26 protein-coding genes and 1 tRNA gene are annotated in these 26,888 nt (G+C 59.6%); 16 read left to right on the top strand and 11 right to left on the bottom strand.

Annotated elements, in window-relative coordinates; all coding sequences use genetic code 11:
• From HDE76_RS02685 to HDE76_RS02675, 3 genes are all read left to right on the top strand, one after another.
• Positions 1-1,353 (top strand): matrixin family metalloprotease (locus HDE76_RS02685; RefSeq protein WP_184505292.1); only part of this gene is annotated, 1,353 nt, incomplete at its 5' end.
• Between the two features lie 5 nt (positions 1,354-1,358).
• Entirely contained in the window at positions 1,359-2,186 is an 828-nt protein-coding gene (locus tag HDE76_RS02680; protein WP_221262256.1) for a sulfotransferase, read from the top strand.
• A 206-nt stretch (positions 2,187-2,392) separates the two neighbouring features.
• On the top strand, positions 2,393-3,223 hold the full coding sequence (locus HDE76_RS02675) for an aldo/keto reductase (RefSeq protein ID WP_184505288.1): 831 nt from the start codon (positions 2,393-2,395) through the stop codon (positions 3,221-3,223).
• Positions 3,224-3,230: 7 nt separating this feature from the next.
• Here the strand turns inward: HDE76_RS02675 and aat are convergent, their stop codons facing one another.
• The 3 genes from aat to trxB form a co-directional block, all read right to left on the bottom strand.
• Positions 3,231-3,944: a leucyl/phenylalanyl-tRNA--protein transferase gene (aat, locus tag HDE76_RS02670; protein WP_184505286.1), complete on the bottom strand. Its 714-nt coding sequence runs from the start codon at positions 3,942-3,944 to the stop codon at positions 3,231-3,233.
• Complete coding sequence (locus HDE76_RS02665; RefSeq protein ID WP_184505284.1) at positions 3,941-5,074, bottom strand: GNAT family N-acetyltransferase; 1,134 nt, start codon at positions 5,072-5,074, stop codon at positions 3,941-3,943. The genes aat and HDE76_RS02665 overlap by 4 nt, the downstream gene beginning before the upstream one ends.
• Before the next feature lie 66 nt (positions 5,075-5,140).
• A complete protein-coding gene (trxB, locus tag HDE76_RS02660) occupies positions 5,141-6,112 on the bottom strand; it encodes a thioredoxin-disulfide reductase (RefSeq protein WP_179477106.1) in 972 nt (323 codons plus the stop codon).
• A 237-nt stretch (positions 6,113-6,349) separates the two neighbouring features.
• Between trxB and ald the strand changes: the two genes are divergently transcribed.
• Both ald and HDE76_RS02650 read left to right on the top strand, forming a co-directional pair.
• A complete protein-coding gene (gene ald / locus HDE76_RS02655) occupies positions 6,350-7,414 on the top strand; it encodes an alanine dehydrogenase (RefSeq protein ID WP_184505282.1) in 1,065 nt (354 codons plus the stop codon).
• Between the two features lie 122 nt (positions 7,415-7,536).
• A complete protein-coding gene (locus HDE76_RS02650) occupies positions 7,537-9,768 on the top strand; it encodes a DNA translocase FtsK (RefSeq protein ID WP_255457599.1) in 2,232 nt (743 codons plus the stop codon).
• 97 nt (positions 9,769-9,865) lie between these two features.
• On the opposite strand, the gene HDE76_RS02645 is transcribed toward HDE76_RS02650, so the two are convergent.
• Positions 9,866-10,903, bottom strand: a complete 1,038-nt coding sequence (locus HDE76_RS02645; protein WP_184505280.1) for an oxidoreductase — start codon at positions 10,901-10,903, stop codon at positions 9,866-9,868.
• 36 nt (positions 10,904-10,939) lie between these two features.
• A complete protein-coding gene (locus tag HDE76_RS02640) occupies positions 10,940-11,530 on the bottom strand; it encodes a histidine phosphatase family protein (RefSeq protein ID WP_184505279.1) in 591 nt (196 codons plus the stop codon).
• A 196-nt stretch (positions 11,531-11,726) separates the two neighbouring features.
• Between HDE76_RS02640 and lolA the strand changes: the two genes are divergently transcribed.
• From lolA to HDE76_RS02605, 7 genes are all read left to right on the top strand, one after another.
• Positions 11,727-12,392 (top strand): outer membrane lipoprotein chaperone LolA, encoded by a 666-nt coding sequence (gene lolA, locus HDE76_RS02635; RefSeq protein WP_179476773.1) that lies wholly within the window; start codon positions 11,727-11,729, stop codon positions 12,390-12,392.
• Positions 12,393-12,406: 14 nt separating this feature from the next.
• Positions 12,407-13,090, top strand: coding sequence for a YoaK family protein (locus HDE76_RS02630; RefSeq protein WP_343205650.1), 684 nt, complete (start codon positions 12,407-12,409; stop codon positions 13,088-13,090).
• Between the two features lie 6 nt (positions 13,091-13,096).
• Positions 13,097-14,452 (top strand): replication-associated recombination protein A, encoded by a 1,356-nt coding sequence (locus HDE76_RS02625; RefSeq protein WP_304624544.1) that lies wholly within the window; start codon positions 13,097-13,099, stop codon positions 14,450-14,452.
• 84 nt (positions 14,453-14,536) lie between these two features.
• Complete coding sequence (gene serS, locus HDE76_RS02620) at positions 14,537-15,817, top strand: serine--tRNA ligase (protein WP_179476771.1); 1,281 nt, start codon at positions 14,537-14,539, stop codon at positions 15,815-15,817.
• On the top strand, positions 15,814-16,221 hold the full coding sequence (locus tag HDE76_RS02615) for an LrgA (RefSeq protein ID WP_179476770.1): 408 nt from the start codon (positions 15,814-15,816) through the stop codon (positions 16,219-16,221). The genes serS and HDE76_RS02615 overlap by 4 nt, the downstream gene beginning before the upstream one ends.
• A gap of 76 nt (positions 16,222-16,297) precedes the next feature.
• Positions 16,298-16,387, top strand: a tRNA-Ser gene (locus HDE76_RS02610).
• 196 nt (positions 16,388-16,583) lie between these two features.
• Positions 16,584-17,450, top strand: coding sequence for a hypothetical protein (locus HDE76_RS02605; protein WP_179476769.1), 867 nt, complete (start codon positions 16,584-16,586; stop codon positions 17,448-17,450).
• A gap of 219 nt (positions 17,451-17,669) precedes the next feature.
• Here HDE76_RS02605 and HDE76_RS02600 read toward each other — a convergent pair whose 3' ends face one another.
• Genes HDE76_RS02600 through HDE76_RS02585 form a run of 4 tightly spaced genes read right to left on the bottom strand, consistent with a single transcriptional unit; the run spans position 17,670 to position 20,450 of the window.
• A complete protein-coding gene (locus HDE76_RS02600; RefSeq protein ID WP_179476768.1) occupies positions 17,670-18,308 on the bottom strand; it encodes a hypothetical protein in 639 nt (212 codons plus the stop codon).
• Positions 18,309-18,344: 36 nt separating this feature from the next.
• Positions 18,345-19,439, bottom strand: coding sequence for a DUF4238 domain-containing protein (locus HDE76_RS02595; RefSeq protein WP_179476767.1), 1,095 nt, complete (start codon positions 19,437-19,439; stop codon positions 18,345-18,347).
• 51 nt (positions 19,440-19,490) lie between these two features.
• Positions 19,491-19,727 carry a hypothetical protein gene (locus tag HDE76_RS02590; RefSeq protein WP_184505277.1) on the bottom strand — a complete coding sequence of 79 codons (237 nt, stop codon included), beginning with the start codon at positions 19,725-19,727 and terminating at the stop codon, positions 19,491-19,493.
• Positions 19,728-19,736: 9 nt separating this feature from the next.
• Positions 19,737-20,450, bottom strand: a complete 714-nt coding sequence (locus tag HDE76_RS02585; RefSeq protein ID WP_184505275.1) for a hypothetical protein — start codon at positions 20,448-20,450, stop codon at positions 19,737-19,739.
• A 158-nt stretch (positions 20,451-20,608) separates the two neighbouring features.
• Here HDE76_RS02585 and HDE76_RS02580 point away from each other — a divergent pair, with 158 nt between their 5' ends.
• Positions 20,609-21,073, top strand: coding sequence for an IS3 family transposase (locus HDE76_RS02580; RefSeq protein ID WP_179476765.1), 465 nt, complete (start codon positions 20,609-20,611; stop codon positions 21,071-21,073).
• 283 nt (positions 21,074-21,356) lie between these two features.
• On the opposite strand, the gene HDE76_RS02575 is transcribed toward HDE76_RS02580, so the two are convergent.
• Positions 21,357-21,842, bottom strand: a complete 486-nt coding sequence (locus HDE76_RS02575) for an H-NS histone family protein (RefSeq protein ID WP_255481386.1) — start codon at positions 21,840-21,842, stop codon at positions 21,357-21,359.
• A gap of 54 nt (positions 21,843-21,896) precedes the next feature.
• The gene (locus HDE76_RS02570) at positions 21,897-22,952 is read right to left on the bottom strand and encodes a hypothetical protein (protein WP_184505273.1); all 1,056 of its coding nucleotides are present in this window, start codon (positions 22,950-22,952) and stop codon (positions 21,897-21,899) included.
• 951 nt (positions 22,953-23,903) lie between these two features.
• Between HDE76_RS02570 and HDE76_RS02565 the strand changes: the two genes are divergently transcribed.
• From HDE76_RS02565 to HDE76_RS02555, 3 genes are all read left to right on the top strand, one after another.
• On the top strand, positions 23,904-24,494 hold the full coding sequence (locus HDE76_RS02565) for a hypothetical protein (protein ID WP_184505271.1): 591 nt from the start codon (positions 23,904-23,906) through the stop codon (positions 24,492-24,494).
• Positions 24,491-25,939 (top strand): XVIPCD domain-containing protein, encoded by a 1,449-nt coding sequence (locus HDE76_RS02560; RefSeq protein WP_184505269.1) that lies wholly within the window; start codon positions 24,491-24,493, stop codon positions 25,937-25,939. The genes HDE76_RS02565 and HDE76_RS02560 overlap by 4 nt, the downstream gene beginning before the upstream one ends.
• Positions 25,940-26,088: 149 nt before the next feature.
• Positions 26,089-26,790 carry an abortive infection system antitoxin AbiGi family protein gene (locus HDE76_RS02555; RefSeq protein ID WP_184505267.1) on the top strand — a complete coding sequence of 234 codons (702 nt, stop codon included), beginning with the start codon at positions 26,089-26,091 and terminating at the stop codon, positions 26,788-26,790.
• The last annotated feature ends 98 nt before the right edge of the window (positions 26,791-26,888 follow it).

Below are 26,888 nucleotides of genomic sequence, written 5' to 3'. Positions count from 1 at the left end.
AGCGCGGGGTCGCAGACCAGCATCGACGGTACCGGCGAAACGCTCAATGTGGCCGACAACAGCGGCAGCGACGTCACGTTTGGCGGTTACTCGAGCGCAACCGTCAACGGCTCGGGGGTCAGCCTCAATCTGGGTTACGACGCCTCCATCACGCTCACCCAGGGCGATACCAACGAGTCGATCATTGGCTACGACTCAGTGATTTCGGCTAATGGTGGTTCGTTCTCGCTCGCAGGCAACGGCAACGACATTACGGCGAGTAATACGACCATTACTGTGGGCGATAACCAGGATGTAACTATTACGGGCAGCAACGATGTGATCGACGGTGGAAGCGGAGATACTTTCAATGTCGATGGCACGGATATCTCCCTTACGGCGGACGATAGCTCGGCGATTTTCCAGGGATCTGATGCGGGTGACGTATTCAGCGGCTCGGGAAATGATTGGTCTGATCCGAGTCTCGATCAGGACGGTGGCGGATACTTCAACGGCGGATACGGGTACGGCGGTGGCGGAGATGGCTATTACGACGGTCTTACCCGATATGGCAGCAAGGATCCTAGTGCCGTGCGAATTGCTGCTGCCGAGCGTACTGGCAGTGTGTACGAGGGTGCGTCATGGACCGATAAAGTCATTACGTGGAGTTTCGCCAACGCGTCTGGGGACTATAGTGACGCGATTACCGATAACGGCGAGCAGGCGGCTGTCGAGCAAGCATTCCAGACGTGGGCAAAGGCCTCGGGTTTCAAGTTTGAGGAGGTGGCAGCAGGAGCGTCAGCCGATATAGAAGTAGGCTTCAGCGATCTCGACACGGCCGCCACGAACGAAATCGGTCAGACTCGTTACAGCACCAAGGGCGCCAATCTGAATGCCGGTGTGCAGGTCGAGCTGGAAGATCCCAGCCAGGTACCGTTGACGACAAACACAAGCGGCGCGCTAGCGTATACCTCAACGGACGCTACGTTCGAGCAGGTGGCGCTGCATGAGATTGGTCATGCGCTCGGTCTGGCGGATACCGATGTCGCCGGATCAATCATGAACGCCGTATTGGGATCCACTAACCAGACGCTCGATACTGCGGACATTGCCAATATTCAAGGGCTTTATGGCTATACGCCGACATCAGCCAAAGACAACCTCAAATCTTCCGCCCAAAGCAGAGTCGTGCCTTCCAGCCAAAACGATGGGCAGATAGCTCAGTTGCATCAACTGGTGCAGGCGATGGCCTCGTTCGATGCGGGTGATGGCGGATGGGATACCTTCGAACCACCGATACCGGCATGGCATCACAGCGCAGTCTCGCTGGCGGCAACGCCCCATATGTCCTCTCACCCCGCACAGTTGGCGTAATTCACTTGTCCACATCGACTGTTCATTTGATATCGGGGTTGCCGCGGTCGGGGTCGACGCTACTGTCGGCCTTATTGCGGCAGAACCCACGCTTTAACGCGGCGATCACCAGTCCGATCTGCTCGTTGTTTTCAGCCGTATTGCCAAGGATGAGTGGCAGCGCCGAGTTTGCGCCATTCTTTTCTGACGAGCGGCGCTATCGCATACTTCAAGCACTTTTTTGGTCTTACCATCATCTCGATCCCGCGCGTCAGGCTCAGGTCGTGTTCGATACCAATCGATCGTGGACGGCGAAGCTGGCCTTGGTCGATAAGCTGTTCCCTAGCGCTAGAGTGATTTGCTGCGTGAGAGATGTGCCTTGGGTGATCGACAGCGTTGAAAAAATGGTGCGGCGTAACCCTGCGCACGTATCCAATCTTTTTAACAACAAGTCCGTGCGCAATGTGTACGGACGCGTCGACAATTTGATGGATTGGGGCACTGGTCTGATCGGCTTGGCTTGGAGTTCTTTGCGGGAGGCATGGTTTGGGGAGAATGCGAACAAGCTCATAGTGCTGCGTTACGAGTCATTGGCACGGGAGCCGGCGCAGACGATGGAGCGTTTGTACCGTGCATTGGGTGAACAGCCATTTCCCCACGATTTCGAGAATGTGGCCTACGAGGAGGATGAGTTCGATCACCGATTCGGCATGCCTGGCCTGCATACCGTGAAGCGACGAGTGGAGTTTGTTGAGCGCGCAACCGTATTGCCGCCCGATATCTTCCGTAAATATGCAGACTCAAACTTTTGGATGAATGAGAAATTGAATACCAAAGGTGCTCTCGTTCTTTAAGCGCAAACAAAATAGGCGGCATCTCGCTGTTTGATATGGCGAATGGCTGGTTGCGCGGTTTTTGTTGATGTTGAGCGGCCTTTTACTGTTTTGATAACAAGTCGCGACCCATTACGCCTCGCGAACGGATTGATCACGTCGCTTTCAGGGGCGGGTAGTGCAAGGTGGCTCCCTCGTTTTTTCGAACACGATGGGAGCTACACCGCATGACCGACAAGCAATCCCTGTTGAAGCTCAACGACGGCGTCTACGCGCCGCAGCTTGGCTTCGGCGTATACCAAATTGAAAGTGACAAGGCGAACGAAGCGGTCTCCAACGCCCTCAAAGCGGGCTACCGCTCGATCGACACCGCGGCGTTCTACAAGAACGAGAAGGGTGTGGGCGAGGCAGTGCGCAACTCCGGCCTGCCGCGCAGCGATATCTTCGTCACCACCAAGTTGTGGAACGGCGATCAGGGTTTCGATGCGGCGCTGAAAGCCTTCGATGCCAGCATGGACAAGCTCAAGCTCGATTACGTCGATCTGTATCTGATTCATTGGCCGTGCCCGGCCAAGGACCGATACGTCGAGACGTTCAAGGCGTTTATCCGCCTGCGTGACGAGGGCCGGATCAAGTCGATCGGCGTCTCCAACTTCCAGCCGAAGCATCTGGACAAGGTGATCGAGGAGACCGGCGTCGTACCTGCGGTCAATCAGATCGAGTTGCACCCGGATTTCGCGCAGGTGGACGTGGCCGGCTTCAACAAGTCTAAGGGCATCGTCACCGAAGCGTGGAGCCCGCTGGGCCAGGGCGGTGATCTGCTGAAGAACAAAATCATCAAGGACGTGGCCGACGCCCACGGCAAGACGGCTGCGCAGGTCATCATTCGCTGGCATCTGCAGCTGGGCCATATGGTGATACCGAAGTCGGAAACGCCCTCGCGCATCGAGGAGAATTTCGATGTGTTCGACTTCGAGCTGAGCAGCGATCAGCTGAAGAAGATCAACGGTCTCGATGGCGGCAACCGGCTGGGTCCCGATCCCGACGAACTGAACTGAGCTGCGCTCACGTCAGGAACGATGGCTTGGCGTCGCGCCAAGCTCCCGACGGTACGTCGATCGCGGACAGCGCTTCGACTCGTGCGAGAAATGCCTCGCGCGGCATGTCGATGGCGCCCATGCTGACCAAGTGCGGATTGGTCACCTGGGCATCCAGCAGCGGATAGCCGCGTTCCGCCAGCAGGGCGCACAGCGCGATCAGCGCGGCTTTCGAGCCGCCGCTGACCGCGCTGAACATCGACTCGCCGCAGAACAGCTTGCCGACGGCGACGCCGTAGATGCCGCCGACCAGATGCACGTCATCCCAGATTTCCACGCTGTGCGCGTCGCCACGATCATGCAGCGTTTGATAGGCCTGCATCATGTCGGGGCTTATCCAGGTACCGCGCTCGTTGGCGCGCGCGCCGGCGCAGCCGTGAATGACCCGATCGAAGGCGTGATCGACAGTCACGGTCCAACCGCAGCTCGCCAGCGAGCGCCGCGTGCGCCGGCTGACGTGCAGGGCATCGGTGCGAAACACGCAGCGCGGATCGGGCGACCACCACAGAATCGGTTCGCCCTCGTTGAACCAGGGAAAGATGCCGTGGCGATAAGCATCGAGCAAGCGTTCCGCGGATAGATCGCCGCCGAAGGCCAGCAGTCCGTTGGGCTCATGCAGCGCATGCCGCGGGTGGGGAAACGATTCGTCGATGCCGGCATGCAGCCGTGGCAGAACGATCATGGTTGAGCCGGAGTCGCAGCGTACGGCGAATGCTCCATCAGCTCATCGTAGTAAGCCTCGCGCGAGCGTGCCTCGTGCACCAGCGCGTTGCGTACCGCGGTATCGAAGCTCTCGTTCATCAGGTAGTGGCGCGAGTGCGTGCGGGTGGGCAGAAAGCCGCGGGCCATTTTGTGCTCGCCCTGTGCGCCGGGCTCGAAGGTCTGCAGTCGATTGGCGATGCAGAACTCGATGCCGAGGTAATAGCACAGCTCGAAGTGCAGCCCCTGCACCTCGACCAGGCTGCCCCAGTAGCGGCCGTACAGCGTGCTGTTGCCGACCATGAACAGCGCCATCGCCACGATGCGGCCCTCCATGCGCGCGGTGGCGACCTGCACGCGGTCACCCAGAGTGCGACCGAGATGCCGGAAAAACGGCAGCGTCATCGCCGCGTGGTTGCCCTTCATGTCGAAGGTGGTTTCGTACAGCGCATGCAGCTCGCGCCAGTCGCCTTCGCCGATCGTGCTGCCGGCTTCCATCGCGATCTGCAGGCCGGATTCGCTGGCCTGACGGCGCTCCTGCCGGATGTTTTTCCGCTTCTTGCCGGTGAGGCCGGTGAGAAACGCCTCGAAATGCCGGTAGCCGCGGTTGTGCCAGTGAAACTGCCAGTCGAAGCGCTGCAGCCAGCGTTCGTCGAACGCGGGCAGGTCGGTCTCCAGCAGAAAATTGACGTGCACCGACGACAGCCCGAGCCGTTCGGTTTCGGCGACCAGCGCGGCGACCAGCAGCTTTTTGGTTTCCTCGCTACGCGCGAGCAGCCGCGGTCCAGGCACGGGCGAGTAGGGCGCGGCGCACAGCAGCTTGGGGTAGTAGTCGCCGCCGGCGCGCTCGAAGGCGTTGGCCCAGGCGAAGTCGAATACGAATTCGCCGTGCGAGTTGCTTTTCAGATACGCCGGCGCGGCGGCGATCAGCCGGTCGCCATCGACGATGACCAGATGATGCGCTTGCCAGCCGTAGTCGCGCCGCAGGCAGCCGTGCTCTTCCATGCCGCGCAAAAAGGCGTAGCTGACGAACGGGTTGCCGTCGTCGATCAGCGCATCCCACTGCGCGGCGTCGACGCTGGCCAGATTGTCGAGCACGCGAAGTTCGCTCATCAATCTACTCTACGACAGCGTTGATCAATGAACCGTCCAGCGCGACGCCGGTACGCACGGGCGAACTCAGCCGATCAGGTTCTGCTGATCCAGCCAGCGCTCGGCGTCGAGTGCCGCCATGCAGCCGAAGCCGGCCGAGGTGATGGCCTGGCGATAGACGTGGTCGGCGACGTCGCCGGCGGCGAACACGCCGGGCACCGAGGTCGATGTAGCCATGCCGTTCAGGCCGCTGTGAATCTTGATGTAGCCGTCGTGCATCTCGAGCTGGCCGTCGAAGATGCCGGTGTTCGGCGTATGGCCGATCGCGACGAAGAAGCCGGTGGCCTCGATCTCGCGGGTGGCGCCAGTGTCGATGTCCTTCACGCGCACGCCGGTGACGCCGGAGTCATCGCCCAGCACTTCATCGATGCCCGAATTCCAGACCAGCTCGATCTTGCCGGCGGCGGCTTTCTCGAACAGCTTGTCCTGCATGATCTTCTCCGCGCGCAGCTTGTCGCGGCGATGGATCAGATAAACCTTTTTCGCGATATTGGACAGGTACAGCGCCTCTTCGACAGCGGTGTTGCCGCCGCCGATCACCACCACGTCCTGCTCGCGGAAAAAGAAGCCGTCGCAGGTGGCGCAGGCGGACACACCGCGGCCCTTGAACTTCTCTTCCGAGGCAATACCGAGATATTTGGCCGTAGCGCCGGTGGTCACGATCAGCGCGTCGGCGGTGTAGGTGCCCGAATCGCCCTTCAGCACGAACGGGCGCTGCTGCAGATCCACCGAGTGGATGTGGTCGAAGATCATTTCGGTGTGGAAACGCTCGGCGTGTTCGGCCATGCGCTTCATCAGATCCGGCCCCTGCAAACCCTCCACGTCGCCGGGCCAGTTGTCCACCTCGGTCGTGGTCATCAGCTGGCCGCCCTGCTGCAGGCCGGTGATCATGGTCGGCTTGAGGTTGGCGCGCGCGGCGTACACCGCAGCGGTATAGCCGGCGGGGCCGGAACCGAGGATCAGCAGACGGCTGTGTTTGGTGGCGGTGCTCATGGGTATAATCCTTCGGTTTGCTGGACGCTTTGATCGCAGCTTGATAGTCGTTCGCGTCATTCCGGTTGCCGTCCTTCGAACGGTCTGGAATGACTGCTTTCCGTCCGCAAGGATGGGGAACGCCGGCCCACGATTCAAGCACTGCGGCAACGGAACACGCTTAACCCAAAGATCCACACCGAATTCAACCCCATCCGGCGCCCATCCCCAGCGCCTGCCATGACAACCACAGGACTGCCTCCCATGCGTATCGGTATCCCCTCCGAAACCAAGACCCTCGAAGGTCGTGTCGCCCTGGTGCCCGCCGCCGCCGCCGATCTCGTGCGCCGCGGCCACGAGGTATTCATCCAGGCCGGTGCCGGCCTGAAAAGCGGCTTTTCCGACGAGGCCTACAGCAGCGCCGGCATCAAGATCGTGGCCGACGCCGCGGCGCTGTACGAAGCCGGCGAGCTGATCGTCAAGGTGAAGGAGCCGGTGGCCGGCGATCTCGCTCTGCTGAAGAAGCACCACCTGCTGTTCTGCTACCTGCATCTGGCCGCCGAGCCGGCGCTGACCAATAGCCTGCTGGATATCGGCCTGACCGGCGTGGCGTTCGAGTCGGTGGAAGAAAACGGCGCGCTGCCGCTGCTGCTGCCGATGTCGGTGATCGCCGGCCGCATCGCCACCCAGATCGGTACCACGCTGCTGCATCGTCCGCAGGGCGGCAAGGGCAAACTGCTCGGCGGCATGGCCTCCACCCCGCGCGGCAAGGTCGTTGTGCTGGGCGCCGGTGCGGCCGGTGGCAACGCCGCCGCGCTCGCTGCTGCGGCCGGTGCCAACGTGGTGGTGTTCGACAAGCGTCAGGATCGCCTCGCCGAAATGATGGCGATGGGCCCGAACGTCACCGCGCTGTACGCCTACGAGTCGTCCGTGGCCGAAGAAGTGCGCAACGCCGACATCGTCGTCGGTGCCGTGCTGATCCCCAGCGCCAAGGCGCCGCGCGTGGTCACCGAAGCGATGGTCAAGACCATGGAACCGGGCAGCGTGCTGGTGGATATTTCGATCGACCAGGGCGGCTGCTTCGAAACCTCCAAGCCCACGACCTGGAAAGAGCCGACCTATGACGTGCACGGCGTGACGCATTTCTGCGTCACCAATATGCCGGGCGCGGTGCCGCAGACTTCGTCGGTGGCGATCTCGGCGGCGATCCTGCCGTACGTGCAGCGTCTGGCGGCCGGCAACGAGTGGCGCGAGTTTGCGCCGCTGAGCGGCGGCATCAATATCGACGGCGGCAAGCTGGTGCATCCGGCATTGCAGGGTATGCTCTGAGCAAGTCCGCGAAAGGGAAGCCTTCCAAGGTGGCGCGCATTGCAACCGCAAAACAGCAACCCAAGGAAGGCCTCAGCGAGGAGCTGAAGCGCCGGCTGCGTGAAGCAGGCGCCCTGCTGCTGATGCCGCTGGCGCTGTATCTGCTGGTCTGCCTGCTCAGCTACGACGCCCGCGATCCGAGCTGGACCAACGCGAGCCAGATCAACATCGTGCAGAACTTCGGCGGCACGTTCGGTGCGCATATCGCCGATCTGCTGCGCTGGATCTTTGGCTACGTCGCCTACTGCTTTCCGCTGCTGCTGCTGTTGCTGGGCGTGCAGGTGCTGCGCCAGCGCGGCGAGCGCCGCGTGCACGCGTGGGAGCCCTCGCTGCGGCTGATCGGCTCGGTCTTCTTTTTCATCACCGGCCCCGCGCTGCTGTATCTCAACTTTGGCGACGATCCCGTACCGCCGCAGGGCGCCGGCGGCATCATCGGCCTTTGGGTGGGGCGTCCTCTTTCGCAAGCTTTGGACAAGGGTGCGCCGCTGCTGCTGCTGGCGCTGTTTCTGGTGGCCGTGACGCTGGCCACGGGGCTGTCGTGGTTCAAGCTGATGGATTGGACCGGTCAGGCCGTGCTGCGTCTGGCCGGCTGGTTCAAGGGCAAGATGCGCGAAGCGCCGCAGGCCATGGCGGCACGCCAGGCCCGCACCGAGCGCGACGTGGTGAAGAAGGCCGACGCGGTCAAGCAGGCCAATCGCGAGCCCGTGCGCATCGAGTCGCCGCCAGCGCCGGTAGCGAAGAGCGAGCGAGCCAAACTGGAAACGCAGATTCCGCTGTTTGCGGGAGCGGCCACGCCGGGCGAGCTGCCGCCGCTGTCGCTGCTGGACGAGGCGCCGCCGCAGGGGCCGGGCTATTCAGAAGAGACGCTCGAAGTGCTTTCGCGCCAGGTCGAGTTCAAGCTCAAGGACTTCAAGATCGAGGCGAAGGTCGTCGGCGCCTATCCGGGCCCGGTGATCACCCGCTTCGAGATGGAGCCGGCCGCCGGCGTGCGCGGTTCGCAGGTGTCGAGCCTGGACAAGGACATCGCCCGCGGCCTGTCCGTGGTCAGCGTGCGCGTGGTCGACGTGATTCCGGGCAAAAACGTCATTGGCCTGGAAATCCCCAATACCAACAAGCAGATCGTCTATCTGTCGGAGATTCTGCGCTCGGACAAGTACGACCAGCTGAAGTCGCCGCTGGCGCTGGCGCTGGGCAAGGACATCGGCGGCAAGCCCGTGGTGGTGGATCTGGCCAAGATGCCGCATCTGCTCGTGGCTGGCACCACCGGCTCGGGCAAATCGGTGGCGGTCAATGCGATGGTGCTGAGCCTGTTGTACAAGGCCAGCTCGAAAGACGTGCGCATGATCATGATCGACCCGAAGATGCTGGAGCTCTCGGTGTACGAGGGCATCCCGCATCTGCTGGCGCCGGTGGTCACCGACATGAAGGAGGCGGCCAACGCGCTGCGCTGGTGCGTTGCCGAAATGGAGCGCCGCTACAAGCTGATGGCGGCGGTGGGCGTGCGCAACCTCGGCGGTTTCAACAAAAAGGTAAAGGACGCCGAGAACGCCGGCCAGCCGCTGCTCGATCCGCTGTTCCGGCCCAACCCAGAAATGCCCAACCTCGCCGCCGAGCAGCTGGAGCCGCTGCCGTACATCGTCATCATCATCGACGAGTTCGCCGACATGATGATGATCGTCGGCAAGAAGGTCGAAGAATTGATCGCGCGACTGGCGCAGAAGGCGCGTGCCGCCGGCGTGCATCTGATACTCGCCACGCAGCGTCCGTCGGTCGACGTGATTACCGGCCTGATCAAGGCGAATATCCCCACGCGCATCGCCTTCCAGGTTTCCAGCAAGATCGACTCGCGCACCATTCTCGACCAGTCCGGCGCCGAGGCGCTGCTGGGTCACGGCGACATGCTTTACCTGCCGCCGGGCACGGCCACGCCCGAGCGCGTGCACGGTGCTTTCGTGGACGACCACGAGGTGCATCAGGTCGTCGCGTGGCTGAAATCGCAGGGCGCGCCGCAGTACATCGAAGGCGTGTTGGAAGAAGTGCAGGCGACCAGCGACGGCAAGTTCATCAACGACTCCGGCCTGCCGCAGGACGGCGAAGAAGGCGGCGGCGACGCCGAAACCGTGCTGTACGACAAGGCGGTCGCCATCGTCACGCAGACCCGCCGCGCGTCGATCTCCGGCGTGCAGCGCCATCTGCGCATCGGCTACAACCGTGCCGCCCGACTGGTCGAACAGATGGAGGCCGACGGCGTCGTCAGCGCACCCCAGCACAACGGCAACCGCGAAGTGCTGGCGCCGCCGCCGCCGAAGAACTGATCGTGTGGATTCGTGCATGGACGCTATCCAAAGCGTCCATGCGCGGCCATTTCGTTTAGATGAGGGCAGGCCGACTGGCTTGTAGCGTTCGCGCGATTTACGGCAAAGCGATCGTTCGGCCTTCGCTGGCACTGCGCTGCGTCAGCTCGATGATGCGCATGGCGTCGAGTGCTTGGCGCGGCGACACCGGCACGTCGCCTTCGTCGGCGATGGCGGCGGCCATGCCGCGGTAGAAGCAGGGGTAGTTGCCTGCAGCGACCTCGATGTTTTCTTTTTCATCTTCATCGGCGCGCGTGAGCACGGCTGTCGAGGTGTATGTGCTGCTGCCCCAGTTGCTGCCGCTCGGCGTCTTGCCTGCCTTGAGGGCGGCTTCCTGTCCGTCGAGGCCGGTGATGATCAGACTGCCCAGCGAACCGTGCACCGTGAAGCGCGGGCCGGGTGCCGCGGCCAGCATCGAGGCGTGCAGCACCACCCGGCGCCGGCCGTAGCGAAGCACGACATGAAAATAATCGTCGATCTGAGCCTGCTCGCGCTGGATCGCGATGTCCGCGGTGACTGCCTCCGGCATTCCGAACAGCTGCAGCGCCTGATCGATCAGATGCGCGCCCAGGTCGACGAAGACGCCGGAGCCGGGCTTGGCCTGTTCACGCCAGCCTTGCTTGATGGCGGGACGAAAGCGGTCGAAATGCGATTCGACATAATTGATCGAACCGAGCACGTCGCGATGGATCAGATCGGCAACGGTGAGGAAGTCGCCGTCCCAGCGCCGGTTCTGAAATACGCTCAGCCTCAGGCCGCGCTTTTCCGATTCCGCAACCAGCGTTTCCGCTTGCGCCACCGTCACCGCAAATGGCTTGTCGATCACCACATGCTTGCCGGCCCGCAACGCAGCCAGCGCGAGCGGGTAGTGGGTTTCGTTGGGTGTGGCGATAACGACGAGATCGACCTCGGCGCTTTCGATCAGCGCTTCGGGCGAGTCATCGATGTGCACCTCGGGAAAAGCACGGGCGATAGCGTCGCGCCGGCTGCTCGCGATGCGCGCCAGCTGCAGGCGCGGCTCCACCGCGATCAGCGGCGCATGGAACGTGGCGCCGGCGGCGCCGTAGCCGATCAGGCCGGTACGGATAGGTTGCATGGGCATGTCTTGCGATGAGGGCAGGGTGTTTGGCGATCAGTGGTGCAGCGCGTTCCACTGCGTGATCGCGCGTTCGTCGCGTTCGAAGCCGAGCTTGCTGATCGATGCGGTGCCGAGCACCAGATGCGCACCCAGGCGGGCATCGTCGGCCATCCAGCAGCCGGCCAGCACGCGCAGGATATGCGCATGGGCAAACAGGGCGATACGCCCGTCCAGCGTCAGCAGGTGGCCGATCAGGGACTCGGCGCGCCGCTGGATCGCCGCCACGTCCTCGCCTTCGGGCATCGGCAAATCCCACACCGACCAGCCCGGCGTTTCCTGGCGGATGTCCTGCGTCTTGCGGCCTTCGTAGATGCCGTAATTCCACTCCAGCAGGCGCGGTTCCAGTTCCATCTGAGCACCGAGGCCCGCCAGGCGGCAGGTGTCCTGGGCGCGGGTCAGCGGGCTGCACAGCACCCGGTCGAACGGCTGCTGCGCCAGCACCGGCCGCAGCGCTTCGGCCTGGCGCCGGCCGTTCTCGGTCAGCGGAATATCGGTGCGGCCGGTGTGCTGTCCGGACAGGCTCCACTCGGTTTCGCCGTGGCGGATCAGCCAGATTTCAGGGTGTTTCGTGGTTTGGTCATTCATGGGGAAAGCTTGCGCAAGCGGTGGGAAAGTTACTGTGAACGGTCCGGCTGACAACGAGGTGACGCGTCATGAGTTCAATGCCTCGGCAGGTCGAGCGTGTATCGGCACCGGGTCTGCGGTCTTAGACTAGCTGCCATTAAGTCGCCGCTGCGCAAACTGCGCGTCGACGCATCCACCTATCGTTGCAGGAAATTCCATGAAGCGCCTGACCCTTCTTCTATCCACCGCCGCTCTCGCTTTGGGCGTGTGTGCGGCCCACGCGGAACCGGCTGGTGCGGCGCGCGCGCGGCTGGACGCGTTTGCGCAGAACCTGCATTCGCTGACCGGGCAGTTCAACCAGTCGCTGACCGATATCAACGGCAAGTCCACCAAGACCAGCGCCGGCACCCTCGCGCTGGAAGCGCCGCGCGAATTTCGCTGGGACACGCTGACGCCGTACAAGCAGACCATCGTCGCCGACGGCAGCCGGGTGTGGATCTACGATCCCGAGCTCGAGCAGGTCACCGTGCGCGTGCAGAGCAGCGAAGAGGCGCACAGCCCGCTGACCGTGCTCACCGACGTCAAGCAGATCGACAAGAACTTCAAGGTGAGCGAGCAGGGCGAACGCGACGGCCTGCAGTGGCTGCGGCTCACCTCCACCAGCAAGGACCCGCAGTTCGACTATGCCGACCTCGGCTTCGACGCCAACGGCCTGGCGCGCATGACGTTTCGCGATCAGCTCGGCGCCACCACCGATATCCGCTTCTCCGGCTGGCAGCGTAACGCGGCAGTGCCTGCGACCACCTTCAACTTCGTGCCGCCGAAGGGCACCGACGTGATCGGCGATGCGCCGGTAATCACCACCCAGCCGCTGAAAGACTGAGCCCGATCGTGCCTGTGCTGCGTCAGTTGCAGACCTGGGCGTGGATCGGCGGTGGCGTGCTCGCTTTCATCGCCGGGGTGATCAACGCCGCCGGCTACATGGGCTTTCGGCACCAGTCGATCAGCAATCTGACCGGTTCCACCAGCCTGCTCGGCATCGCCGTGGCCACCGGCGACGGCGGCGAGGCGCTGCATTGGGTGCTGTCGATCGCGGCGTTTGTCATTGGTGCCACGCTCAGCGGCCTGATCGTGCAGCAGAGCACGCTCAAGCTGGGCCGGCGCTACGGCGTGGCGCTGGTGTTCGAATCGATGCTGTTGTTTGCCGCGGTGCCGCTGCTGGTGGCGCAGCATCCGCTGGGCCTGTACTTCGCATCGATGGCGTGCGGGCTGCAGAACGGCATGGCCAGCACGTACAGCGGCATGGTGTTTCGTACCACTCACGTGTCCGGCATTTTCACCGATCTGGGCATCTACCTCGGCCAACGCCTGCGCGGGCTGGAGGTGGACACGCTGCGGATCCGCGTCTGCCTGCTGGTGGCGGGTTGTTTTTTGTTTGGCGGCATTGTCGGCGCACTGCTGTTTCGCGTCATGCAAGAGCGCACGCTGCTGATACCGGCCACACTCACCGGCCTGTGCGGGCTCGGTTACGGCATCTATCGGCAGTCCACCATGCGGCGCGAGGCCCACACCGGCGCCTGACGGGGCATGTCGTATCATCGGCCGATGCCTCGCTCCAACACCACGCCCACCGCCGGCCTGTTTCCTGAATCCGATGCGCTCAAGCCGCTGGCCGAGCGCATGCGTCCGCGCAGTCTCGACGAGATCGTCGGCCAGCAGCGCCTCGTCGCAGCGGACAAAGCGCTGCGCCGCGCGCTGGAAGCCGGCAAGGTCCACTCGATGGTGCTCTGGGGGCCGCCCGGCTGCGGCAAGACCACGCTGGCGCTGCTGGTGGCGCGCTATGCCGACGCGGATTTCCGCGCGATTTCCGCCGTGCTTTCCGGCCTGCCGGACGTGCGCAAGGCGCTGGCCGAAGCCGAGGTGAATTTCGCCCAGGGGCGGCAGACCGTGCTCTTTGTCGACGAGGTGCATCGCTTCAACAAGACCCAGCAGGACGCCTTTCTGCCGCACATCGAAAAAGGCGTGATCATCTTTATCGGTGCCACTACCGAAAACCCCTCGTTCGAGCTGAACTCCGCGCTGCTGTCGCGCTGCCGCGTGCACGTGCTGGAGCCGATTTCGAAAGACGACATTGTCGCTGCTCTCAAGCGCGCGCTGCGAGATACCGAGCGCGGCCTCGGCGATCAGCACCTGCAGGTGGCCGATAGCTCGCTCGATTCCATCGCGCAAGCCGCCGACGGCGACGTGCGCCGCGCGCTGACCCTGCTGGAAATCGCGGCTGAGCTCGCCGAAAAAGGCAGAATCGACGACGCCACCCTGAGCCAGGTGCTGGCCGACCGCACGCGCCGCTTCGACAAGCAGGGCGAGCAGTTCTACGACCAGATCTCGGCGCTGCACAAATCCGTACGCTCGTCCGACCCCGACGCGGCGGTGTACTGGCTGTGCCGCATGCTCGACGGCGGCGTCGATCCGCTGTACCTGGCCCGTCGCATGACGCGCATGGCGGTCGAGGACGTGGGCCTGGCCGAGCCACGCGCCTGGCGCATGGCGCTGGACGCGTGGGACACCTACGAGCGCCTGGGCAGCCCCGAGGGCGAGCTGGGGCTGGCGCAGCTGGCGATCTGGCTGGCCATCGCACCCAAGAGCAACGCGGCCTATATGGCCTACAACAAGGCGCGGGCCGCGATCAAAGAGCAGGGCACGCTCGAAGTACCGATGCACCTGCGCAACGCGCCGACCAAGCTGATGAAAGGCCTGGGCTACGGCAAGGGCTACCAATACGACCACGACGCCGAAGGCGGCATCGCGCTCGATCAGCAGTGCCTGCCCGACGAGCTGGCCGGCAGCGTGTTCTACGAGCCAGTCGAGCGCGGGCTGGAGCTGCAGCTGCGCGAAAAGCTGCTGGCTCTGCGCGCCGCAAGGGCGCAGGCGCGCGGCAAGTAGCCACGCGGCTTGAGCGATCGTCATTGCGGGTATTGCCACCCGGCGGCGATAATTCACTGCTCAAGCCTCATTCTGGACTCGATCATGCTGGATCCCGCACTGCTGCGTTCGCGCCTCGCCGAAACCGCCGCACGCCTGAAGGAAACGCGCGGCTACGCGCTCGACGTATCCGAAATCGAGGCGCTGGAAAACACCCGCAAGCAGCTGTCCACCGAAACGCAGGATCTGCAGAACCTGCGCAACACGCGTTCCAAGGCGATCGGCCAGGCGAAGGGCAAGGGCGAAGACGTGGCGCCGCTGATGGCCGAGGTCGCCGGCATCGGCGACAAGCTCAAGGCCAACGAGCAGGCGCTGGCCGACGTGCAGGCCAAGCTGTCCGGCATCTCGCTGGTCATCCCCAATATTCCGCATGCGTCCGTACCGATCGGCAAGGACGAGAGCGACAACCTCGAAGTCTGCCGCTGGGGCACGCCGGCGACGTTCGATTTCGCGGTGAAGGATCACGTCGAACTCGGCGAAAAGCACGGCTGGCTCGATGGCGATGCCGGCGCCAAACTGTCCGGCGCGCGCTTCACCGTACTGCGCGGCCAGCTGGCGCGCCTGCACCGCGCGCTCGGCCAGTTCATGCTCGACCTGCACACCGGCGAGCACGGCTATCTCGAATGCAACGTGCCGGTGATCGTCAATGCCGAAAGCATGCTGGCCACCACCCAGCTGCCGAAGTTCAAGGACGACCTGTTCGCCACCGAGATCGGTGAGACCACGCGTTACCTGATCCCCACGGCCGAAGTGTCGCTGACCAACCTGGTGCGCGACACCATCCAGGATGCCGACGCGCTGCCGCTGCGTTTCACCGCGCACTCGCTGTGCTTTCGCGCGGAGGCCGGCAGCTATGGCCGCGACACGCGCGGCATGATCCGCCAGCACCAGTTCGAGAAAGTCGAGATGGTGCAGGTGGCGCGCGCCGCCGACTCCTACGACCAGCTCGAGGAAATGGTCGGGCATGCCGAAACCGTGCTGCAGAAGCTCGGCCTGCCGTATCGCAAGCTGCTGCTGTGCACCGGCGACATGGGTTTTCAGTCGACCAAAACCTACGACCTCGAAGTGTGGCTGCCGAGCCAGCAGACCTACCGCGAAATCTCCAGCTGCTCCAACTGCGAGGATTTCCAGGCGCGCCGGCTGCAGGCACGCGTGCGCAACGCCGACACCGGCAAGCCCGAGCTCGTGCACACCTTGAACGGCTCCGGCCTCGCCATCGGCCGCACCCTCATCGCCGTGATGGAAAACTTCCAGCAGGCCGATGGCTCGATCGTCGTGCCCGAGGTGCTGCGCCCGTACATGGCCGGGCTGGATCGCATTGCATGAACGCACCGGTGCAAAGTGGCCCGACGCCGAGCAGCCAGCCGCAGGGACGCTGGAGCAAGGTGGAAAAGGTCACCAGCATCTGCCTGCTCGTCGTGCTCGCGTCGTTCATCGGCACGCGCCTCGCCTTCGCCACGGTATGGCAACTGCCCACGCTCGACCTGACCCTCTCCGTTGCCGCCCTGATACTGGTGCTGGCTGGCTTTTGGTTCGGTCGCCACAGCCGCCGCTGGCGCCTGTGGACCGTGGCGCTGGCCAGCGCCACACAGATCGTGCCCATGGTCTGCCGCGAACCGGTGCTGCTGTTTCCGCTGCTCGCCGCCGCCATTCCCATCGCCATCGTCGTCGGCTGCCTGATCGCCCTCTCGAAAAAAGACACCCCGGTTCGTCCCGCACCAGGTTCCTGATAAACTGCGGCACTTAGCCAGCGCTAAAGATATAAACCGATGGAGTGCGCAAGGCGACCATCGAGCAAAAGTTCATGGAGAGATGGCCGAGTGGTTTAAGGCAGCAGTCTTGAAAACTGCCGTAGGTGTGAGCCTACCGTGGGTTCGAATCCCACTCTCTCCGCCAGCAAATACACTAAAGCCACTGTTTTCAGTGGCTTTTTTGTTTCTGGTAAAAATACAGCCCCACTTTTAGCCCCACATTGATGGGCGGCTGATTGCCCCTTCTTCATAGAGCTGGTGCTCTTTGCGAGGAAACTTGGCATCAATCCGTCGAGATACTTCAATCTTCTTGACTTTTCGACCCTGGACTAGGACTTGGCATGAGCACGAGCACGAGCAAAGAAGAGCCCAAACGGCTTACACCTACGAAGGCGACGATTCGTCAGCTCTTTGCATTGTCCGGAAATCTGTGCGCCTTCCCTGATTGCGTCCATCTTCTCATTGATGCGGATGGTGAGTTCATCGCCCAGGTGGCGCATATCGAAGGGGCAGAGGAGGGTGGGGAGCGCTTCAATCCGAAGATGACGAACGAACAGCGGCGCCATCCAGAAAATTTGGTCCTGCTTTGCTACAAGCACCACAAAAAGACCAATGACGTAGAGGCCTGGACCGTCGAGAGGATGCGGAAGATGAAGGCGGACCACGAGCAGCGCTTTCAAAATCCGGAAAAGGCCATTCTGGAAGGGCTCAAGGACTGGACTCAGTCCGACGAGCTCATACCGCCTAAGAACTTGGACGCGATGCACAAGCAGTCAGACTCCCCATACCTTAATTCAGACAACCAGGATGAGAAGAAGGTGTATCTGAGTGAGGTGCAGAAATACCTTGAGACCTATAAAAACGTGCCTCACGACACCCGCATCTTTCTGGGTGCTGTAGTGGAGCGAATGCTGACTGTCGAGGACAATGGGCTGATGAAAATCGGAATCCATAAGACGACAATTCCAGCAGAGGACCTGAGGACTGCTCTCAACATGTCGCGTGCGAAGCTTAGGCGAAGCTATGAAGCACTGGAGCGTTACGGTCTTGGAGGTTTAGATGAGGGCTTCGATGGAGAGCACTTCATCTCAATCCGCCACGTGTACGTCGCACCCTTCTGGATTGAGGTTGCGCAGTACTGCAAGGCGGTAGGGCAGCACTTCCGGACCTACTATATGGACCTGAACTTCAGCGGTCTGGATGCCTGACCGTTAAGGGGCAGGCTGGAAAACCTGGCATACGTATACCATCTGGTGGTTTCCTGAAGCAGCGAGCTCGAAATCCCTCATTCGATAGCATTTCGTAGAACGGTGAATCAGGCATCAGAAGCTGATACTTCTTCGCTGTCTCTGCAAAAAGCTCAGGTGGGCAGGCCTGAAGAAGCGACTTATCGACGATGACTCCCTGATATTTGGGCATGTTCGTCCTTAGGTGTTGGTCATCTGTTGGCTGCTCTCTATGCCAGTTTGAAGTGAAGCGAAAGCAAGCGCGTTGGCTTTCGCATATTCCTCTCGGTCATGGTCAATCTTTGCAAGCCGTGACCGCATGTACTCAACTGGATTCCAATCGCCATCTGTTGGTCTGGATGGGAGGTGTGCATGAGAGCGAAGGCTTGCAGACAACTTAGAAGCACGTATGCCTAGAAGGGCATATTGATACTGGCGTTCTTGAAAAAATTCCTCAAAGTCTGGCGGGTCGCTAACAAACTCGCCAACGTTATGAATTTTTGCCTTTGCGGATTCAATTTCAAGCGGAAAGCTCAACAAGTCGTTCATCAGCTTTGCTGGCAAAGCCTTCCATTCAACCTCAGCGGATAAGGGCTCAAAGGTAGGTGGGACGGTTTGGGTCCTCCTATTCCCATCGCTATCGGGCTGGCCGTGGAACAAGCCATCATCGCCAACGACTTCAGCGCATCCGGCTAAAAAGCGCTCTAGCATCGAGGCGATAAGAATTGCTAGATATTGCGTATCTTTCCGCTTGTCTCTTGCCTTGAACCACCATTCTTTGAAGATGGTTAGGAGTGCACCGACTACAACACCAATCAGGCCGAAGATTGCGGTTTCCATGGTTCCCCTTTGCATGATTTTTGAGCGTGCGACGCATTACCGAAGCTGGATATCGTCTACTTCGTAACGTACGTGTGACCCAATCCTTGGGTGCGTGTTCTTTGGTAGTCGATGACGGTACATCGCTCCTCTCTTGTGGAGAGGAATGGAGCTGTATTCGCGGCGTATTTTAATGAGATTCGGGCTGAGACGAATTGGCAGAAGCGCTTCGAAGCTGTGCACGATTTGTTCCATCGAGCCATCCGCGTTCTTTGCCATCTTTGTGGTTACGAAAGTGGTGCGACCCTGGGGGCGACGTGCCTTGCTATCACGGCAGAACGCCTCGAATTCTGGATTCACGTCGTCCATAAAATACAGATTCTCGTGCGCATTAAGCGCTTGAAAGGTGTTGAAGCAACGCACGTCCCGTATGTCCTTCAAGGTGGTTACGTGTCTTGCCCCTGGGTCACCAGTCACTCTGTAGGTGTCTGCGTCGTACAGCATCAAAAGATGCCTTGGGGATAGGGGAAGGAATGCTTGCAAGCCCCGGCAATCCCATCCAAGAACGCCTCTGTACGTGATGCCCTCGCAGTACAAGTTGTGGGAGACCACTGGGTCGTCGCCGGTAATGAACTGTTCGGAGGTTTCGTTGACAAGGAGGTGCATCTGGAGGTCGGCGGCCACAAACATCATTTGCGGTAGCGAGCTAAAGATGATTTTAAGTGGAGGCGTTTGGTCCTCCATCATCTCTTTGATGAAGGCCTCTGGAGCTTCTTCCGGGCCCTTGTTTACCTGCTCTCGCAGAAATTGATTCATGGTGTCTGCGGACTGGATGGAGCGGGTTGTTCGTGCTTTTTGGAACACCAAGAATATGAGAAGGTCCAGCCATTCTTTCGTGCCACGGGGAGGAAGTGCCTTTCCATCTATCACAGAGCGGATGACGATGGAGGCTGCCGCTTCCATTACTCCTAGCCTCTTCTCAAGGCCTGGCTCAAAGGCGTGCAATTTCCGCTTATAACACTGACCATCAACACCGGCCTCTGTAATGAACCGGTCGCCAGCAAAGTTGTAGAGATTGATTTGCTTTCTGTTGGTCGAGAAATTTTTGAGGTAGAACCTCGGGACATAGTGATGCTTCTTAGGTTCACTCATGTTCTACCTGCCAGGCCGCGCGAAAGTCATTTTTCAAGCCGTGAGCTATGGTCAGAAGGGTACGTCATCATTCCATGTTGGCCGCGTTGGAGGCGATATTTCGGTGGCTTTTTCTTGAGGTTTTGGAAGTGTTTTGGATTCCACGCGCTTCAGATGCTGGCGGCTGACAAAGGTGTTAACGGCTGCTGCGAGATTGATGGCTAGCTCGCCATACTCTACGGGAATTTCCAGAGTGTCCGAGCCGTGCCCGTGGCCCGCAAGCTCATTTCGAAGAGTTGCTGTGGGCATTAGTGCCTTCTACAAAGATTGAGCTTTCGACTTTGGCAAGCCCTCCAGGAGATTCGCGTTGGCATAAGCTTGGGTCAGGTCAATCCCCGTCTTGGGAGAGTTTCCCAAAGCAGCCTTGAAGGCGCTTTCTACACTCGCGCCTGCATAGAAGATGGCGTCGCGGATGTTGCCTTCCGTGAGTTCGTTTCGTGCGCGCTGAAACTCATCTTTTGCTCCGCTAAACGACGCTAACGCTAGGATTGGTGGCGTATCGGCCAAGACGATGTCCTCCATGAAGTCATCATCAACGATAAGACCTTGGCCGTCGCTCATCCGCCATCGGCATGTGTAGTCACGGAAGACATCATTGATAGCTGTTTGTGCTTCATCGCGTCGCTCAGCATCAAGCCACGCCAAGAAACATTCGAGCACATCGAGTGCAGACTCGACCTTTCCTGTTTGGATTATCTCTTCGATGACTTCTCCGACATAGCGAGCCGATTCTGGCTTGGGCGTGCCCAATAGCCTGGCATAAAGGTGCTCGACTTCTTGGATGTCTGACGATTGCTCGTTCCACCCGGGATTGTCGGGCGGGCTGTAGTAGAAGGGCTCGTCAATCTCTCTAAGCGTAATCCAAAGACGGCGCCGCGCTTGTGCCGATAGGTCTGGAAGCGAACCCTTCTCTACGAGTCGCCGATGTCTAAGCGAGAATGGTTTGAGTCTTATGTGGACCTGTTTTTGCATCGAGCTTCACCTCACAACTTTCTTGGATGTTGCGATTTTGGGATGGCTATAGTGGTGAAGCGTATTGTCACGACTTCATGGCCCACCTCTGCAAGTAGGGCGGCGGGTTACAGCCTGCTGTATGAACTGCCGGGGGTGTGGCCCTGGGGATGATATGGGTGGCGACACCGACGCAGCAGGGTTGGCTGTACCTGGCCGCCGTGCTGGATATGTACAGCCGGCGCATTATCGGCTGGGCCATGAGCGAACGTCCTGACCAGGCACTCGCCAGCGATGCCTTGACGATGGCGCTCGCACGCCGACATCCACCCAAAGAGACCATCCACCACAGCGATCAGGGCTCGCAGTACACCAGCAAGGCCTATCAGCAGCAGCTTCAAGCGGCTGGCCTGATCGCCAGTATGAGCCGCAAGGGTATGCCTTACGACAACGCCGTGATGGAAAGCTTCTTCGCCTCGCTCAAACAGGAGCTGACGCACCACGAGCGGTTCGTCGATCGCGATACGGCCAGGAGCCAAGTCTTCGACTACATCGAGAGCTTCTACAACCGCCAGCGGCTACACAGCAGCTTGGACTATCGCTCGCCCGAAGTGTTTGAGAGCATGGCGCGGGTGACTAATTAATCCGTCCGAGAAATCGGGGGTAGTCCACTTCGTCCCGGTTTCACAGGTTTCCGAGGCTTCGGCCTCACGTAGGAAGCCAATAATCTGTTCATCGGAAAAGCGCTTTTTCACCTCCAATCTCCGTCAGTGGGGGGATTGGACTCCAAACCGCTGTGCTACTCAAAACTGAGGGGACGTCGTCGCTTCAGTAATAAGGAGCCGGTAGTCTGCTGAACTTTGCCCAAGAAAAAGCCCCGCAAGATTGCTCATGCAGGGTTTAGAGTTTTAGGACTGAAGGTAGAACTTACGCTTTTGCCGTCTTCTTGGCTGCGGACTTCTTGACTGCTTTCTTGGTGGCCTTCTTTGCCGTTTTGGCAGGAGCTTTGGGGGTGGTTCCACCAATCAAAAGACTCTCAGCAGTTACGCCGCGTTTCTTGATGGCTTGAGTGAACCAGAGAGGCTGACGGCCGCGCCCGGACCAGGTCTTGGTCGGATCAACAAGGTCACGGTACTTTGGGGCAACCGAACTTTTCGTGCCCGGCGCTTTCTTGCCTCCACGGGTTGGGTAGACCTCAGCCAAGGTCAAGCCACTGATGTTCAACAAGGCATCAATCTTTTTGCGTACATCTTCAACGAGGTTCGAGTGGGCCGATTTCATCTTGGATTCCGCTTCAGCAATGATGGCTTGCAGTTCTTTGGGGGAAAGGTTTTCGAGGTTAACGGCCATGGTTATTCCAGTTAGGTAAAGAATGAAGGTGCGTTTGAAGCGGGTAGCTTCTGAAACTTCCATGTGTAAGTACATAGGATAGTGCTAATCACTGCATGTGCGTTGAAATATGACCCATTACTGGAATATTTTGAGCTCTTCTTCAGATGCCTCAGAAAAGAAATCGCCATCGGTAACGATGGTGAAAGTGGGATGTCCGTTCTTTAAGACGATCTGATCAACGCCGAGTCCAACCCAAAACTGTGCAAGGCCAATGTCTCCGGTCAACACAGCGGTAGGCTTGTCCGGGAACAGCGCGATAGCGTAGGTGAGCAATTTTAGAAGTCGTACGTCTGAAAGGGCGTTGTAGGCTTTCACCGATGCGTTTCGATGCTCATGAGGCTTCAGGATACGAAATGCAGGGTTTTTGTCTTGGGGCAGAACCAAGGTCAGCCACGCTAGTAGAAAAGCAAACGATTTGACTGACACCTCGTTTTTCTCGGCTATCGACCGCAGCTCCGCGATCACTGGTTTACGTTTACCGGCAGAGAGAACCGGCCGAAGCAATGGGAAGGCCTCCATCAAAAAGTGCTGTTCTCGTTCGAGGGATGAACGCTCGTCGGCCAATAGATTCATCAGGCCTTTGGTAGCACTGGCGATATTTGGTAACACCTTTGCGCTTGGCATCGCGCGTCTAATTTCACTGTGCGCTTTTTCCAACAAGCGGCCGACCTCGTTTTCGTCGGGTTGGTGGCCCTGCGCGCCTTCCATGGCGTACGCCATAGGGTTAACGGTGACAGCGTTATCGAGGAGGAGATCAAGGAGGTCTTCGGGCCTCCCCGCATCCACCAATGCTAGGCGTCTTGCGCCCAATCGACCAACGACGTTGCGATCAGGCAACAGCATGTAGTGCGCCCCTGATAGTTGAGAGGGGAGCCAGCCGCCTTGGACGAGCGCAAAAAAGTCGTTCGAGTAATCCGACTGGGCTTCGGATTTAATTTCATATCCGCGGCAGTCGTATTCAGTTCCATTGGCGTCGCGTGCGATCACCTCGGTGAACTGTGTCGTCAATTGCGCAGGCGTGCGACCTTTTGCAGACTTCAGTCGGTCATACAACAGAGGTAACGGTGTCCATGACTCGAGAACAAGCGGACCGTGATGGTCTGAGATGATGTGTATGGGATAGAGGGTCATGCATCCATCAATAACGAGGGCTGATCCACCGAGCAACTTGACACTTCGGTTCTGATAGAGGTTTGGTTTGACAAGTATTTTCGGTGGTTCCAAGATCGCACCACACATCACACCACGGTATGTGGGCTGTCAGGCAAGGCGATGGCTTGGGGAGATCACCTCCCACTCTCTCCGCCAGGTAGGTCAAAGCCCTGATTTTTCAGGGCTTTTTTATGTGCTTGAGAACGGCGCTTTTTCAAGTCGGTTGGTCAACACGACATGCGTCTAGCTCATCATCTCCTTCGTCATCCCACCGGCTTGTGGCACTTCCGACTGACGGTTCCGCGCGATCTGCATGCGGCATTGGGTTTGCGGGTCATTAAGAAATCCTTGGGCACCTTCGTGGAGTTTGCCCGGCGTTTTGAAGAACGTGTCGAGGCCAAAGAGTCCAGGCGGCGGCAACCTCGCCGGCCGAGAGCGAGTTAGTCCGTCGCACCACGATTCGTGCATCGTGACGTCAGGAGTAACATCCTGTCGTCTTGATTCGCCATCGCTGGATATGGCCATGTCCTTCCAAAATCGTTTATCTCGCGCGCCTCGCTGTGTCAGCGCTGGACGTTATCAGCGTAGACAACGTCAAAAATAGACTTCGCAAGGCGGCATTGCTCAAAAGACGATGACAAAGGCCCGACTCGGCAATGATGCCGAGCGCTTCATGCTTTGCGTGTAGGGCTTTCTGAATGTACATCGGTTGGTTTTTGCTGGTTCGAGTAAGCGTTACACTCGGACCACCGACGCACGGAGCCGCGTGATGATGTTGAACGTCACTTCGAGCGCAGCCGCAGCGCTGCGCGTGGAAACACTCGATGTCAGAGCACCCGATGCTCGACGTCAGGCCACAGCTTACCTACCTGAATTTGCCGGCCCAACGATCGCGGACGCCATTGGTGTGCCTGCGACTGAGAACCATCCATGACGAAACAGCTTTTCTTCGGCCTGTTCTTATCGGCAACCCTTGTCACCACTGCTTGCGGCTCATCGACCATGACGACACCTGACATCAAATTCAATCCGCACCCGACCAAGCGCTACGAGCTGACCGTCACGATCAAAGATGCCCCCGGACCGTTTGATTCGATGCAGACCTATGTTCTCTACGATGTCACCGATCCGTTTTGCGTGCCGACACTCCCGGGAAGTGGGGCAACAAACGAACCCAGGAAAAGCGTTCCGCTAACACTGACGAAAGTTGGTGAAAACACCTACACGGGGACGTTTTACAGCGACCTAATCAAGGATGAGGACTATTCCGGCAAGGGTGTATGCCATTGGAAGCTCAGTGCGGTTTCCATGTATTTGCGGCACGAGAAGCTGACATTACCGCCCTCAATCACTTGGGAAAATATCCTCGCCGGTAAGCCACAAACCACTTATTTTTCGGGACTTTCTTATGCCGATGCGAGCGCCGAGCGCGTGGACGCGGGCATTGAAGAAGGTGGCAAGCTGCGACCTTCTGATCATCCCTTTACGGTCACATTTGAAACGAAGGCGCATGTGCAATGACGCTTCGAACGGCGGACTACGCCGCGATCAGCAATGACGTCTACAAAGATCCCGTGGTCGATCAGAGAGCGCCGGATGGTCAGGTGCTGACTTATCGACGCGTCGAACTCAATGGAGTTTGGTATCAGCCCATCGCACACGCCGACAATCCGAAAACGGGGTTTCAAGCCACTGCTTATGAGCGATTGGATGGCACGCATGCAACAGTGATTGCTTATCGCGGGACAGAGATGGACCGCGAGTTCAAACAGGACTTGCTGACCACCGATGTGTCCATGGCCATCAAAGGGGTCAATACTCAGGGCCCTGACGCCGATGCGTTCACTAAAAAAGTGATCGCCCAAGCCACCCAAAAAGCAGAGCAATACGGCTATCCGCCGTCGATCTCGGTCACCGGCCATTCTTTGGGTGGCACCGAAGCGGAAATGAACGCGTTCAAATATGGTTTGAAGGGCGAAACCTTCAACGCCTACGGCGCGGCGGGTCTGAGCGGCCTGGGCATCCCCGAAGGCGGTACTCAGGTCATTGACCACGTCCGCGCGACAGACGTGGTGAGCGCGGCCAGCCCGCACTTCGGCCAGGTTCGGATCTATGCCGTGCCACAGGACATCCAGGCTCTGCAGGGCGCCGGCTATCACGACAGCCGACTGCTCAACGCCATCACGCCTGACGAGCCCATTCTGGGGAAGATCCAGGGTGAGGCACACAAAATGGGGAACTTCTTGCCCAACAACAGCGTGACCGGGCAATCGCTCCTCACGCCGCAAAACGAGGCACTGGCAGCCGAGCACAGCGTGATGATCGGGCACTACCGTGGCCAGATCGAGCGCGCCCGAGAAATGGCGCACATCGAGTATGAAATTCAAAAACCCGTGATCGATGCGACGGGGGCAGTCGTGCATCAAGTCGAAAACAACGTCAAGAAAACGGGTGAATTTCTTGGCGCGGTCAAAGACAAAGCCGTGGAGGACTACCACGGCACGGTCAACGCAGCCTCGCGCGGCATCGAAGGCGCGGCGCATTCCATCAACGCGCACCCCGTGCTGCTTAATCATCCGGCGCACCCGGACTACATGTTGTTTCAACAATCGCTGGGTGCCGTGCATCGCCTGGATGCCGAACATGGCCGCACGCCCGACCAGTACAGCACCAACCTCGCCGCTGGTGTCGCGGTTGGTGCCAAGGCGCACGGGTTGAGCCGGGTGGACCACGTCGTGCTGAGCACCGACGGCGCAAACGCGTTCGCCGTTCAAGGCGACCCGGCGTCGCCATCGAGGGAAATAGCGCGCCCCATCGCCACAGCGCAAGCGGTCCACACGCCGGTTGAGCAACACACCCAAGCGATGCAACAGGTCAATCATCAGCAACAGCAGGTCCAGCAGCAAGTGCAGCAGGCGATGCAGGTGCAGCAACCCCAGCAGCAAGGGCCAGCGATGGGGCGCTAGCGCACTGAAGCTCGGAAAAGCTGCGAATTGGCTATGCGTTCGCTTAACTCAGCGTTAGGTCACACATGAGACTAGTCGACCCCACCTTACGATTCCTGCATTGCTTGCCAAGGCGCGAGTATCTTTACTCCGCCTTGAGCAACGGGTTGATGTTCACGGATCATGAAGTGAATTTCAGTGTCACCGAAGATAAAGATCAGCTTTGGAAGATAATCCAAGAAATTCTCCCCATCCTGCATTACAAGTTGGCGACCCTAGGCCTAAAGCTGGAATCTCTCCCAGAAGATAGAAAACAGACCATCTTCGCTGGTCTTGGAAGGGTAAAAAGCAAGATTCCAATGGTCTGTCTAACGGAGATTCCACCAGGAAAGATTCTTAGCAATCATCGCATGCAGTTTGGCAGCTACGCTTTAGTGCTTAAGCCTTCGTGGGTTTCCTCAAACGAAGCTGATCGAGTCATCTACATCGGCCAGAACTCGCCAACCTCACGAGCGATCTTCAGATGCCTTGCCACAATGAACATCCTTGGCCTGAACATCGATAAAAACGGACTTCTGCTCTTTGATATGCGAACGAACAAGGAGGTGTTTTCCCTTATTTCATATTATGAAACCCGTGAAAATGTCACCGAGGCCGAATGGCGAGTATGCGGAGAGACAGGCTACTTCGGAGGAACTCGCAGCACAGGAACAACTGTTCCTCTTGGGTTAGATGATATAGATCACATCTTCGTGCCAGCTTGCGACATAGAGCAAACCAAAAAACTGGTAGAAAATCTTGCAAATGCGCAGTCTGTATCCGTCAGTCCATCAGTAGGCGAATTTCCACAGGCACTTGAAGGCCTGACCTAACAAAATTTTCAAGGCGGACGGCTGCGCCGCCGCTTAACTCCAGCGTTGAGCGTCAGCTTTCGGTCGCTCGCTTTCTGACAGTCGCGCAATCAGCCGAT

This window comes from Rhodanobacter sp. ANJX3, assembly GCF_014200755.1.
GTDB lineage: Bacteria > Pseudomonadota > Gammaproteobacteria > Xanthomonadales > Rhodanobacteraceae > Rhodanobacter.
Note: the sequence above shows the minus strand (reverse complement) of the source record. Positions and strands in the feature narration are given on the sequence as shown.